This is a genomic window from Leptospira montravelensis (assembly GCF_004770045.1).
Lineage (GTDB): Bacteria > Spirochaetota > Leptospiria > Leptospirales > Leptospiraceae > Leptospira_A > Leptospira_A montravelensis.
On sequence record NZ_RQFO01000004.1, the window covers coordinates 665,490 to 678,646 of the forward strand.

A 13,157-nucleotide genomic window follows, 5' to 3' on the forward strand; every position below is an offset into this window, starting at 1 on the left:
AATAGTGTAGTTTTTTAGTCGTTTTGGAGGTTCTCTTTGGTTTTTTCTATCCCAAAAGACTCACAATCAGTGAGCGAGTTGAAAGAGTTCTACAGACAAATGGTACTTATACGAAAGTTTGAGGAAGCTGCAGCCAAGGCCTATAGTGTAGGAAAGATTGGCGGGTTTTTACATTTGTATATCGGTCAAGAGGCAGTGGGTGTTGGTTCCATTGCTGCCCTCACACCGAAAGACTACATAGTTTCCACCTATAGAGACCACGGCCATGCTTTGGCAAGAGGCTTAAATCCAAAGCCACTTATGGCAGAGTTATTTGGCAAAGGCACTGGAATTTCAAAAGGTAACGGCGGTTCGATGCACTTTTTTGACCGTAACGCACACTTTATGGGTGGTCACGGAATTGTAGGAGGTCATATCTCTCTTGCGGCAGGCATTGCTTTTGCATCTAAATATAAAAAAGAAGATTCTGTCACGATTTGTTTTTTTGGAGAAGGTGCTGCCAATATCGGTTCCTTTCATGAGGGTTTAAACCTTGCTGCCATTTGGAAACTTCCAGTAGTATTTATCTGCGAGAACAACCATTATGCGATGGGAACTCCCGAATACCGAGCTCTAGCTGTCAAAGATGTTTCTGTGAGAGCTTATGCTTATGATATGGCTCGTGACCATATCGAAGGAGATGAAGTCAGAAAAGTAAAAGACCATGTTCAAGTAGCGGTAGAACGAGCACGCCGCGGAGAAGGCCCTACTCTCATCGAAGTTTCTACTTACCGGTTTCGTGGCCATTCCATGTCCGATCCTGCCAAGTATAGAACCAAAGAAGAATTAGAAGCTTATAAAAAGAAAGACCCACTCATGCGTGCGAGACATGAACTAGAGTTAGGTGGAATAAAAACAGAGGAATTAGACAAAATGGATTTGGAAATCCAATCCCAAATCGATGAAGCTTATCAATATGCAGAAACCTCACCAGAACCACCACTTTCTCAATTACACAAGTATGTGTATGCGGAGGATAAATAAATGGCCATTCTAACTTACAGAGAAGCATTAAACCGAGCCATGGTGGAAGAAATGGAAAAAGATCTATCCATCTATTTAATGGGAGAAGAAGTGGGACATTACCAAGGTGCTTATAAAGTATCCCAAGGAATGCTTGATAAATTTGGAGAAGAAAGAGTGATCGACACTCCCATTTCTGAAAATGGATTTGCTGGGATTGGAGTGGGTTCTGCGATGGTGGGTCTACGTCCCATCATTGAATTTATGACTTGGAACTTTTCCCTTGTGGCTATTGACCAAATCATCAACTCAGCCGCAAAAATGAATTATATGAGTGGGGGCCAGTTCCCCATGCCGATTGTCTTTCGCGGTGCCGGTGGTGCGGGAGGAAGACTTGGTGCCCAACACTCCCAAGCCTTCGAATCATGGTATGCCCATTGTCCAGGCCTCAAAGTGGTTTGTCCTGCCACACCAAAAGATGCGTATGGCCTACTCAAATCTTCCATTAGAGATAATAATCCAACGATCTTTATCGAATCAGAAGTGTTATACGGATCCAAAGGGGAAGTCCCCGAACAGGAATTCACCATTCCCTTAGGTCTTGGTGAAATCAAAAGAAAAGGCACTGACATTACATTAGTGACTTGGTCAAGGGCCCTTGGGTTTGCCGAAGAAGCCGCAGGCATTCTCGAAAAAGAAGGAATCTCTGTGGAAATTGTGGATCTCCGCAGTTTACGCCCGTTAGATGAAAACCTCATTTACGAATCGGTAAAAAAAACAAACAGGGCTGTGGTTGTGGAAGAAGGATGGCCTGTGGCTGGATTTGGTGCTCAAATTGCTTACCTCATCCAAAAAAATGCCTTCTCTTATTTGGACCATCCGGTGGAACGAGTCACACAAATGGATGTTCCTATGTCTTACGCTGCCAACTTAGAAAGATTGAGTTTGCCAAACGCAACAAGAGTTGCCGATACCATCCGCGAGATGTTACAGTAGGAGAACAACCAATGGCAAAAATTCAAGAAATGACACAACTTTCCCCTACAATGGAAGAAGGAACCATTGTAAAATGGTTAAAAAAGGAAGGGGATTCGGTCTCTCCTGGAGACATCATCGCTGAAGTGGAAACAGACAAAGCAGTGATGGAAATGGAAGCCTTTGAATCGGGAGTACTTTTAAAAATCCTACATACCGAAGGGGCAAAATTAAAAGTAGGACAGGCACTCGCAGTGATTGGTAAACCTGGGGAAGATGTAACTTCTCTGCTAGCGGATCTTCCGAACCCAACACCAAACCAAACAAAGGTGGAAACAACACAAGCAAAAGAAACCCAAACGACCAAACCTTCTGTTGCGGCATCTACTCCTAATGTATCATCTTCCAAAGAAACCGAAACAAAACAAACTTCGATAAACTCGGTTAACACCACGGTTACGCCAGTTGCCGAGTTTACCGAAGCAAACCGAGGAGGATTACGAGTCCTTGCCTCTCCACTGGCCAAATCGATTGCCATTGAACACGGCGTTGATTTGCATACAGTGATGGGAACAGGTCCAGATGGTAGGATCACTAAAAAAGATGTTCTAGATACTTTAAGCCAAGGAAGTGGAAACTCTCGGTCGACTGGTGTAGCGGTTAGTCGTTCGGACGAGGTGGTCACTTTGAATGGAATGCGTAAAACCATTGCCAAACGACTTACCGAATCCAAACAAAATCTCCCCCACTTCTATTTGAATGTGGATGTTAATGCAAAGGCAATGGAATCCTTTCGCACGGAACTTTTGGAATTTCAAAAACATTTAGATCCGGAACTCCAAGTGAAAGTCAGCCTAAACGACATTGTCGTAAAAGCGACAGCAGCTGCTCTTAGATTTCATCCCAAAGTCAATGCCAGTTTCCAAGGGGATTCCATTTTGCAATTTGGACGGGTGGATGTGGGGATTGCTGTTTCTCTCGACGGTGGGCTATTAACGCCTGTTATCCGAAATGCGGATAAAAAATCCATATTAGAAATTTCAAAAGAAGTGAAGGAACTTGCCAAAAGAGCCCGCGAGAGAAAATTAAAACCGGAAGAATTCTCAGGCGGAACCTTTACCATTTCCAATTTAGGAATGTATGGAATCAGCCGGTTCACTGCGATTATCAATGAACCAGAAAGTGGAATCCTGGCAGTTGGTTCTGTGGAAGACAAACCAGTTGTGGAAAACGGAGCCGTGGTAGCTGGCCGGGTTTTATCACTTACCCTTTCCTGCGACCACCGAGTGATCGATGGTGCCGTCGGGGCCGAATTCTTAAGAACCTTAAAGAGTTTACTCGAACAACCAAGCCTTATGGCAGGTGTAGTCTAACTCTAAAGATGATGTGAATGGATTAAGCTGCGAAAAAATCAGCGCTTTGGATGTCGGCGATGGGGATACGAACCACACCAGTTGCTAAGTTCCCGATCACGACATCGTCCATCATTTGGCGATTTTTATCGAGTTCAATGCTTTTGCCGTCTTTGAGGTGAAGAACGATATCAATTCCTCGGTAGTGGATGTATCTTTCGAGTGTGTTTTTAAATTTGTGTGCTTTGTCCATCTGGTTTTCTGTTCCTTATCTTTATAACTTACAAAGGGTATCGTACGATTTTATGAGACCTTTAGAAAATTTTGTCTCATTAGGTAAGTTTTTTTTGACAGTATCATGAAACCGGGAGAATTATGTCACATGAAGCCTGAGAATAGTACATCCGCCACTCCTGGCGTAAGGAAAGCCGCCCTACTCCTTTTATCCCTTGGCAAAGAAAGAGCTGCCGATGTTCTAAAACACCTAGACGACTCCATGCTCGAAGCTGTGATTTTGGAAATGTCCAAAATCCGCTCCATCTCGAAAGAAGAACGAGAAGTCATTTTAAAAGAATTTCATAATACCATTGAAGATTTAAACGAAACCACATCTGGTGGGCTCTCCACAGCCAAGTCCCTTTTGGAACATACAGTAGGCGCAGAAAAAGCCAATGTGATCCTAAAAAAAATCCATAAAGAAGAAACTAAAAACGATTTTGAATTTTTAAACCAAGTCGAACCGGGAGTTTTACAGGGAATGCTTGGAACCGAATCCCCACAAATCATTGCAGTGACCTTATCGCATTTGGATCCCAAAAAGGCTGCTGATGTTTTGAAACTTTTCCCGAAACCAGAACAAGCCAAAATTGCCGTAAGACTCGCCACCACATCCAAAACCCATCCCGATGTGATCCAAAACATTGCTCGCATTCTCAAAAAACGATACGAAGAAAGGGACAAACAGGAATACTCCGAAGCAGGCGGTGCTCACGTCCTTGCGAACATTTTGAACTTTATGGAAAAAGGGGCCGAAGAAACGATTCTTTCGGAACTAGAAGAATCTTCTCCCGATGTAGCCGACCAAGTACGTGAAAAACTCTATACCTTTGAAGATATCCTTTCTTTGGATAACAAAGAAATGCGAATCCTCATCAATCGTTTGGCTGATGACACTTCCATCTCCCTTGCTATCCGTGGTGCGGGGGATGAAATCAGGAAAAAATTCTTAAACAATATGAGTCAAAATAGATCGGAAGATATTTTAGATGCTTTGGATATGAAACCGCGAGTCACCTTACGAGAGATAAACGAAGCTAGAAGTAAAATTGTTCAAGTTGCGCGAGTTTTAGAGGAAGAAAATCAGATTCTATTTAAGAAAGAAAAAGAAGAATATATTGAGTGAAGGGAAAAACTTGGAAAAACCGATGGCGGAGTTGACGGGGCTCGAACCCGCGACATCCTGCGTGACAGGCAGGCACTCTAACCAACTGAGCTACAACTCCATCGGAATAAAAACCAAAGTATAGAATCGACTCCGAGAGTCAACTCAGTTTTCATTTGTTTTCTTGCCTTTCGTTAGAATTTTTAAAATCTGGCATAGGTTCTATGCAAATCGAAGAAAAAAAAGCCAAAGATCTTTTCCAGGATCGTATCTTTACTCTATCCAATTTTTTATCAGTGTTTCGGGTGTTGTTACTCCCCTTTTTTTTCCAAAGTACATATGCATATGCACATGATCCGGCGAACTTACGTGCCTTTTCTGCCTCCATTTTTTATGCCCTTGCTGCCGTTGTGAGCGATTACCTAGATGGACTCTTTGCTCGTCTCCTAAACCAAGAAACCACGCTGGGTAGATACTTAGATCCTGTTTGCGATAAACTTGTTACTCTAGGTGGTCTCTTTGTTGTTACCATCCATTTTGATTTTCCTAGTTGGATTCTAATGACTTATTTTGTCAGAGAGATCCTCGGAGTTTGGCTTGGTGGGTATTTGTATTTAAAAAGAGGATTACAAGGACGACCTAACTGGTGGGGAAAATTTGGTGTGGGGATTGTGGCCGTATCAGTGATTTGGTATATGTCTTTACCTTACTTTTTACAGTTTGGTGCACCTTATGATTTTTTACTCCATCCAGTGATCTCGGCTTATGTTCTACTTTTTGTACTCACTGCTGGTGTAGTCGCTTATGTGGTTCGGTATTGGAATATTGTGTTTCATCCTGAAGCCATTGAATTAGATCCAGAAAACAAAAAACAAGCAAAGAAGTATCAAAAAATCTAATTTGATTTCTACTGATGATTTCATTTGTCAAAACTTTCTAAGTCAAAAACAAAGAACCAAAAGTAGAAATCAAAATTTCAAATACTCTGGACTAAAATTTTATTTCAAAGTTCCTGCTTTCTTATGACGAAGCAGATACCATTCGTATAGGTTTTGTCCCGTTTCTGTCCAAACAAATTCCGCATAATGGTAGTAAGCTCCATCGGCTGCGTTTATTGTTAGTGCTGAATAATTTTTAGGATTTTCATACACACCTTTTGCAATGTCAGCCGGCATTTCCGTGACAGCACCAGTGGCAATGTGTTTGTATTTAGTAAGGATTTTGCCATCCGTTGTTTTGGCTTTGGCATCTGTAATTTCAAGTTTTTTCATTCCTTTGGATTGTAGGTAAGAAAGGAATTCTGGTTTCCCTTGGGATTTTCTAGCTTCTGCCATTTCCCAAATGCTATTTTTGCCAGACTTGTTATATACATTTGGGTTAGCTCCAGCTTCCACCAATACCTTTACTAGCTCAAAATCAGCGTTACGTACCGCATTCCATAAAGCAGTGTCGTAATCTGGGCCAAAAGTATATTCACGATATCCTGCAATGTTTGGATTGGCACCTTTTGCCAAAAGTAATTTTGCAATTTTAGCGTTGGCCACTCTGTCAAGGGCTGTCCTTGCACCCCAACGAAATTTCATACGGAACGGTCCAATTCGGTCGGTATAATCACATTCTTTGGAACGATTATCGACTTTTGCACCTTTATCTAACAAAAGCTTCACGAGACTTTCATCTCCTTCCATTGCTGCTATCGTAAGTGCATGAAAACAATCGGAAGTTTGGTTTACATCTGCACCTTCTTCGATCATTTGTTTGGCTTTGTCGAATTTACGATCTTCGATTGTGTAGGGCAAACTCGCACAAGAGACCGAGGCCCATAAAAGAAATAGAGGAATGAGTTTTTTCATCCTAATACCTTAATGGATTTGATTCGAAAGCAAGCCAAAAACAACGATTAGATGTTACAAAAAGTTACATCGTCAGAATTAAAATCCAAACGAAGGTTTGTATTTCAATTGCCCTTCTTCTTTTGTTTGGATTTTTGTTTTGCTAATTTTTCAAACTCCCTTAGCCTTAATTTTAGAATCTCTAAACTTTCTTTCATAACTGCTTTACCATGATCCACTTCAATTTCTCGAACAAACCTGATGACCATACCTATGGTGTGACTGAAATATAAGGCAAAAGGTCTGACTTCTGATTCTTTTAAGATAGGTAGGCAACGTAAGGTAGTTTTGACTATTAATTCCGCATTTCTATATGTATCACGATTGTCCTCGGATACTAATTCGGGAATGGCCCTAGCACCTGCCCAAAGATTGGCAAGGGCCGGGTCTTTTTGAAATATTGTTATAAATTTTTTGAAAGCAATTTCAGCGGCAACTTCTAATTCAGCAGTGGTCCGCACTGGATCTAAAATTCTTTTTGTTTCATCATACAATAAATCGTAATATTGATTCATGATAGTTAACAATAATACACTTTTTCCAGGGAAGTATTGGTATAAGGAGCCAATTTGAATTCCTGCTGTTTGCGCAATCTCACGCATACTCACAGCATCGATTCCTTTTTCACCAATCAATTCCCTAGCAGTTTTTAAAATGAGTTCGACACGGTCGCGACTTCTCGTTTGGACAGGGATTTTGAACTCAAGACTCATAAGAAAAGGAGAATTTTCATGTCAGAATTTGCACTTCTTTTTTCCCCAAACTACCAAATTTGGTCTTGACTGATTCTAATTTATGATCAATGATCTCAAAAATATGATCATTGATCATATTAACAATGTGAGGGAATATGGATCTCGTAAAAAACAACCAATCTGGTTCTATAGGAATCATCGATAAATCAGATACAATTTGTATCGTGGGTGCAGGACCGGCAGGCCTAACAATGGCGAGGTCCCTACTAGCAAAAGGGATTCCTTTTCAAGTTTTTGAAAAACATAACGATGTAGGAGGAATTTGGGATATCAGTAATCCAGGTTCTCCTATGTATGAAAGCGCCCACTTCATTTCTTCAAAATATTTATCTAGTTATTTTGATTTCCCGATGCCTGAAAATTATCCAGACTATCCATCCAATCGACAAATTTTAAAATACCACAGAGATTTTGCTAAAACATTCAATCTTTACCCATCGATTCAATTTAACACTTCGATAAAAGAAATCAAAGAAAAAGATGGATGTTGGATTATTGAAACAAGTTCCAACGAAAAGTATTTGTTTGGCGGAATTGTTTGTGCCAGCGGAATCACCTGGTCACCGAACCAACCAAAATTGGAAGGTGAAAATAATTTTACGGGAAAAATATTACACAGTGTAAATTATAAATCGCCTACTCTTTTTCATGGAAAACGAGTGCTCATTGTAGGCGCAGGTAACTCAGGTTGTGATATAGCATGTGACGCAGGAGCCAATGCCGACCAAGCATTTATCAGCGTTAGACGGGGATATCATTTTATACCAAAACATATTTTGGGACAACCGGCAGATGTTTTTGGAGATGGTGCTCATTGGATTCCCAATTGGGTCTCACAGTTGGTATTCGGTAAGTTATTAAAATTTCTTGTCGGTGACCTAACAAAACTGGGATTACCAGCACCAGATCATAAAATATTCGAAACACATCCCATCATCAACGACCAGTTAATCCATAATTTAAGACACGGTGATGTCATTGCAAAACCGGATATCGAAAAACTTGAGGGAGATTCAGTTGTTTTTAAAGACGGATCTAAGGAAAAAATAGACCTCATCATTCTCGCAACTGGATATAACTGGTCCATTCCTTATATGGATAAGAGATACTTCGAATGGAAAAATGGAAGACCTGACCTCTATTTAACTTTGTTTAATCGAAATTTCGAAAATTTGTATGCTCTTGGTTATATGGAAACCGATGGCGGAGCTTACAAGATGTTTGATGAAATGGCAAATTTAATTGCATCCTATATTGAAGCAAAAAGGAAGAATCATCCATCGTATCTTCGTTTTGCCAATTTAATCAAAACTGATAGGCCTTTATTAAATGGTAAAATTCAATACTTAAATACGGGACGCCATTCCGTGTATGTGAATCAAGTAGCTTATAAAAACTACAGATCCAAAATACAAAAGAAAATGGGTTGGTTAGAGCTAAAACCTGGACAATTTAACTTTCTAAAATCAGGAATTGTTCCTTCTGCGTCCCACAATCAAACTACATCCACCGGAATTTCCCAATGACAAAAGATACGATAAATCAAAAGAAAAAAATTGCTTTGATTACCGGCGGTGGAGGTGCCATTGCGGAAGCGATAGCCCTTCGACTCGAAAAAGAAGGATACCAATTACTTCTTTCCGACATCAGTTTAGGAAAAATGTCTCAGGTAAAAGAAAAACTAAAGGGGGATCCTCGGTTGTTTGTCTGTGACCAAACAAACCCAGAGGAAATTCAAAATCTAATTCACTCCATTCAGAAGGATTATCCAGAAATCAGTGTTTTAATCAACAATGCTGGATATACCAAAGAAGGTCCTTTTATTAACCAATCCATCAGTGACATTCAAAGACAAATATGGATTAATTTAATCAGTCCCATTCATATTACACATGGAATCCTTCCACTGATGTTAAAACGAAATGAAGGTGCTATCGTATCCATTGTTTCGATTGGAGGAATCATTGCCTTAGCAGATTCTTCACTTTACTCCGCGGGAAAATTTGGACTGCGCGGATTTTTAACCGCACTTTTCGAAGAGCTAAAACATACGAAAATTAAAGTATCTGGGATTTATCCGGCAGCCGTTGATACACCCATGCTTTTACATGAAGCATTAAATGGAGGAACAGCACTCAATTGGGTGAACCCAGTACAATCTCCAGACGCAGTGGCACGTGCGGTTATAAAGGGAATCAAAAAAGGGACATTGGAAATCTATGTTCCTTACTCGGATGGGCTTATCTCTAGGTTGGTCGCTGTTTTTCCTTGGCTTATGGGAAAACTGTCACCTGCCCTCTTATGGATCGGCAAACGGAACCAACAAAAATGGTTAAAAGGAAAAGGAATCACGAATACAAATACAATTCATTAATTGGAATTTGTCTTTATGACATTGGAAACGACTGGGAAAGGGTAGAAATCAGGAACTAAAGAATTTCATTCCTTTTAGAGTGGGATAATAGGTTCAAAGGAAAAGCCCGATCATCTGGGCCAAGATCGAATCTATTATCCCAAAAGGAGTTAACGTCTTTTTTTCTTTCTTGCGACTTTTTTCTTCGCTGCTCTTTTTTTAGCAGTTTTCTTTTTCGCAGGTCTCTTTTTAGCGAGAACTTTCTTAGTTTTTTTCTTTGCCACTTTTTTCTTTTTAGCAGCTTTCTTCTTAGCGGCCTTTTTCTTTTTAGGAGCCGCTTTTTTCTTTGCTGCTTTCTTTTTTGCGGCCTTTTTCTTCTTAGGAGCTGCTTTTTTAACCACAACTACTACTTCCGGAGCAGGTTCTTCTTGAATCTGTGGAATTTCTATTGTTTCGTTTTCTTCCATACATGTAACCTTATGAAGATAATATCAAATCTTCCTTCTGGAAACGATAACAATGTTTGGATTCTTAAAAGTAAATTCATTTTTGTTTTCATAAATAGAAGATAGGAGAATTATTAGAAAATAATCTGATTTTTCATAATATAGAAGATAAATCTTCCCACTATAGGTCTATAGAGGTAAATTTCACCTAACCCATAAGATACGAATTCCAATCTAATTTTCTCCTTAGGAGTCTAGAGAATCATTTTCTAAGCGAAGAATTTCTTCTTCATAATCGCTAGCCCTCTCAGGTCGATTAGACTTTTTATAAAGTCTCACTAGGATTTTGATCACGGGAATTACGTCAGGTTTACGACTATAAATCCTTTCTGCCATATCAATGGCTTCGTCAATCAAACTTGCTTTGGCATATTGGATTGCACCTTCCAATATCATTTGTAAACCCGAAGGGTGATTGTTGGAAAATATCTCTGCCGCTTTGCCCGCTTCTATCGGTTTTTCCAGTTTTCGATATACTCGGTACAACAATTTCCATACAGCAGGGTCGTATGCATAAGAATCTGCATAATTTTTCAACAAATTTAGAGCTTCCGGGAAGTTGTTTCTTTGAATTAGGCGAATTGGCTCTTCCAAACTGGATTCTCTGGTTTTTATATCAATTGTAGTTTGTGGTTGGAAACGAATGCTGAGTAAGGAAAGATCATCCGTCAGTTCACCGATTTTTTGAAGGCGAAGGCCTAGTTTTTCAATATCTCCGTCGCTTTCTTCCACTTGTGTTAAAATAGAAGTGTGATCCATATTAATCACACGATTGGATTTGGAATCAAAACCTATACTTAAATCATCACGCCCATCGGATCCAATGATGATCGTATCTCCAGGACGAATCCAACAAGTTTCGATGAGAGCTTTATCCTTTTGCATTCCCAATTTAAAGTTAGTGGCTTTTTCCGATAAAAAACTTGCCTTTCCTTCACGAAAACGAATGGGAAATGGATGTTCTGCATTAATATAATATAAAAAGCCATTTTCCTCATCTACCAAACCAAGAAGCAATGACATAGACATAGAACCATCAAAACCTTCGAATATATCGTTGAAATCATTGAGTGCCGTATGTAACCAACGTTCTGGGAAGTATCCAGAAAGAATTCCTTCTCTATGAGTTCTTTCAATGAGTGCTCGGAATGCTGTCCCAAAAACAAGCACACCCCCTGCCCCTTGCATGGATTTTCCCATAGCATCTCCGTTTGCAAAAACACAGTAACTACGTCCCCTAAGAACGATTTGGTCAGCGACACAAATATCCCCACCCAATTCGTATTCCCTATTTTTGAATTGGAACGATTTTTTTTGTTTGATGTAAGTTTGGAACAAAACAGATTTCGATCGAATACGAATTCCTGAGAGTGGACGTGTGAGAAGAGAAGTCAGATAATAATCTCCATCTTGTTGGTATTTCAATCGGCTCACTTCACCAATCGCATCTTCATAGGACCTGTTGAGAGTTCTTAACATCAGCCCCAGTAAAAATAAAATAGAAATCCCTGTGATGAGAAAATCTTCACTTCTTGCTTTCTCAGAAGAATAATCATAAAACCATTCAGGATGGATGTTTTGGATGGAATTAACTACGAACAATGCACTGACAAAAAAAACGATGGCGATCCAATCATATTTATTTCCGAGGATGAACATGTTTAATACTAGGATCGGAGCCAGTAACATAACATTCGCACTGACAATACCACCACTGTATTTGATCTGCAAAAAAGCAGTTAAGGAACTGATGATAAAGGTAGGTAAAATCAGGATCTGAAATAAAAGACGGAACCTAGCTAAATAATAAAAGACACATGCAAAACCAAATGCCATCCATAAAGCAATGAGCCCGCCCATCTCAAAACCTTCGCGGAAAAATTCAGAAGAAAGACCCACTCCCATAGCGACAATTCCTGCTAGGAGGGTTCCATTTAAAATTCGATGTCTCATCACAAAACGATCCGTTGGTCCCAAAACAGAGGATACAAACTCGGCCAAAATCTTTTTTAATTTTCCGATGATAGAACGACCATTAGCTCCTAACATAAACCTTCTCCCTTTTCGCAAATGTACCAAACCTCAAGTCCTGCTTCTCAAAAGTAGAAAATAAGATCCCGCACTGGTGTGTTTTTGGCGTAAGGAGTAAATTTACAAAAAACCGACTATTGTCGATTGTTTTTTGGAAAATTCAAATTTCCCTCTTAGATCTTTCTATTGGCGGTAGGGTAAGTATTCGGGGAAATAAGAACGTAGGTAGGCAATGGCCGCCCTGGCTGCTTCGTTTACCATCTCTTCGGTGATTTCACCTTGTTCCCGAAAGGAATACCGAAAGACGGAATCAATCAAAGATACAGCAATCCCCACCTTACGATTTAAATCAGGGAAATCAGGGAGTAAAAAGCGAGCTTCCACTTGGGATAAAGCCAGTTTGGTGATCGTTGAGTCCAAAACTTTTCCCACATGCATCGTTTCTTCATTCCGAACCCCATAAACCACGCGCATCAATGCTTTGTCTTCCCTCACCACTGCGGCCGCTTCTCTGGCAAGAAAATGGACATAGTCCTGCCAAGTATTAAAATCGGAAGTGTCTACCTTTGCCAATCGCAATGAAACCAATTGGGAATGCACCATACGAAGGCCTAGATACAAAGCGCCCATATTGGGAAAAAAATGATAAGCAGAGGCTCTAGGAATTTTAGCTCGGGCACAAACTTCGGCAAAAGTGATAGAAGCAGGTTCTTCCTCTCGTAGTAATTCCCTTAATGATTGTACGAGGAGAAACCTGCGGTTTTGGTCCTCTGTTTTCTCTTTTTCCTGTCTTTCGTTGGATTTTGGCATACGAGTGATCACTAAAAGTCGACGAAAGCCGAGTTTTCAAAAAGTTTCAATCCAAAAAACTAATAATTCATTAAAAATTAGTCGACAGATGCCCACCAGA

13 protein-coding genes and 1 tRNA gene are annotated in these 13,157 nt (G+C 40.1%); 7 read left to right on the forward strand and 7 right to left on the reverse strand.

The genetic code is table 11. From position 1 onward, the window contains the following. Positions 1–36: 36 nt before the first annotated feature. The 3 genes from pdhA to EHQ31_RS04060 are packed head-to-tail and all read left to right on the forward strand — an operon-like array spanning position 37 to position 3,350. Positions 37–1,023, forward strand: coding sequence for a pyruvate dehydrogenase (acetyl-transferring) E1 component subunit alpha (pdhA, locus tag EHQ31_RS04050; RefSeq protein ID WP_135569799.1), 987 nt, complete (start codon positions 37–39; stop codon positions 1,021–1,023). Continuing rightward, positions 1,024–1,998, forward strand: coding sequence for a pyruvate dehydrogenase complex E1 component subunit beta (locus tag EHQ31_RS04055; protein WP_135569801.1), 975 nt, complete (start codon positions 1,024–1,026; stop codon positions 1,996–1,998). Between the two features lie 11 nt (positions 1,999–2,009). Further along, positions 2,010–3,350 carry a pyruvate dehydrogenase complex dihydrolipoamide acetyltransferase gene (locus tag EHQ31_RS04060; RefSeq protein ID WP_135569803.1) on the forward strand — a complete coding sequence of 447 codons (1,341 nt, stop codon included), beginning with the start codon at positions 2,010–2,012 and terminating at the stop codon, positions 3,348–3,350. 22 nt (positions 3,351–3,372) lie between these two features. Here EHQ31_RS04060 and EHQ31_RS04065 read toward each other — a convergent pair whose 3' ends face one another. Then, the gene (locus EHQ31_RS04065; RefSeq protein ID WP_015675889.1) at positions 3,373–3,582 is read right to left on the reverse strand and encodes a hypothetical protein; all 210 of its coding nucleotides are present in this window, start codon (positions 3,580–3,582) and stop codon (positions 3,373–3,375) included. Positions 3,583–3,711: 129 nt separating this feature from the next. Between EHQ31_RS04065 and fliG the strand changes: the two genes are divergently transcribed. After that, complete coding sequence (gene fliG / locus EHQ31_RS04070; protein WP_100742779.1) at positions 3,712–4,731, forward strand: flagellar motor switch protein FliG; 1,020 nt, start codon at positions 3,712–3,714, stop codon at positions 4,729–4,731. Positions 4,732–4,754: 23 nt separating this feature from the next. On the opposite strand, the gene EHQ31_RS04075 is transcribed toward fliG, so the two are convergent. After that, positions 4,755–4,831: transfer RNA gene (locus EHQ31_RS04075), tRNA-Asp, on the reverse strand. A 103-nt stretch (positions 4,832–4,934) separates the two neighbouring features. Between EHQ31_RS04075 and EHQ31_RS04080 the strand changes: the two genes are divergently transcribed. After that, positions 4,935–5,609, forward strand: a complete 675-nt coding sequence (locus tag EHQ31_RS04080) for a CDP-alcohol phosphatidyltransferase family protein (RefSeq protein ID WP_135569805.1) — start codon at positions 4,935–4,937, stop codon at positions 5,607–5,609. Between the two features lie 99 nt (positions 5,610–5,708). On the opposite strand, the gene EHQ31_RS04085 is transcribed toward EHQ31_RS04080, so the two are convergent. Both EHQ31_RS04085 and EHQ31_RS04090 read right to left on the reverse strand, forming a co-directional pair. Then, positions 5,709–6,563: an ankyrin repeat domain-containing protein gene (locus EHQ31_RS04085; protein ID WP_135569807.1), complete on the reverse strand. Its 855-nt coding sequence runs from the start codon at positions 6,561–6,563 to the stop codon at positions 5,709–5,711. Positions 6,564–6,667: 104 nt separating this feature from the next. Then, complete coding sequence (locus EHQ31_RS04090) at positions 6,668–7,315, reverse strand: TetR/AcrR family transcriptional regulator (RefSeq protein ID WP_135569809.1); 648 nt, start codon at positions 7,313–7,315, stop codon at positions 6,668–6,670. 137 nt (positions 7,316–7,452) lie between these two features. Between EHQ31_RS04090 and EHQ31_RS04095 the strand changes: the two genes are divergently transcribed. Next, positions 7,453–8,883 (forward strand): flavin-containing monooxygenase, encoded by a 1,431-nt coding sequence (locus EHQ31_RS04095; RefSeq protein ID WP_135569811.1) that lies wholly within the window; start codon positions 7,453–7,455, stop codon positions 8,881–8,883. After that, complete coding sequence (locus EHQ31_RS04100) at positions 8,880–9,731, forward strand: SDR family NAD(P)-dependent oxidoreductase (protein ID WP_244247259.1); 852 nt, start codon at positions 8,880–8,882, stop codon at positions 9,729–9,731. The genes EHQ31_RS04095 and EHQ31_RS04100 overlap by 4 nt, the downstream gene beginning before the upstream one ends. A 149-nt stretch (positions 9,732–9,880) precedes the next feature. Here the strand turns inward: EHQ31_RS04100 and EHQ31_RS04105 are convergent, their stop codons facing one another. The 3 genes from EHQ31_RS04105 to EHQ31_RS04115 form a co-directional block, all read right to left on the reverse strand. Beyond that, complete coding sequence (locus tag EHQ31_RS04105) at positions 9,881–10,177, reverse strand: hypothetical protein (RefSeq protein ID WP_135569813.1); 297 nt, start codon at positions 10,175–10,177, stop codon at positions 9,881–9,883. Positions 10,178–10,402: 225 nt separating this feature from the next. Then, on the reverse strand, positions 10,403–12,265 hold the full coding sequence (locus tag EHQ31_RS04110) for a PP2C family protein-serine/threonine phosphatase (protein ID WP_135569815.1): 1,863 nt from the start codon (positions 12,263–12,265) through the stop codon (positions 10,403–10,405). A gap of 165 nt (positions 12,266–12,430) precedes the next feature. Then, a complete protein-coding gene (locus EHQ31_RS04115; RefSeq protein WP_135569817.1) occupies positions 12,431–13,057 on the reverse strand; it encodes a TetR/AcrR family transcriptional regulator in 627 nt (208 codons plus the stop codon). Between the last annotated feature and the right edge of the window lie 100 nt (positions 13,058–13,157).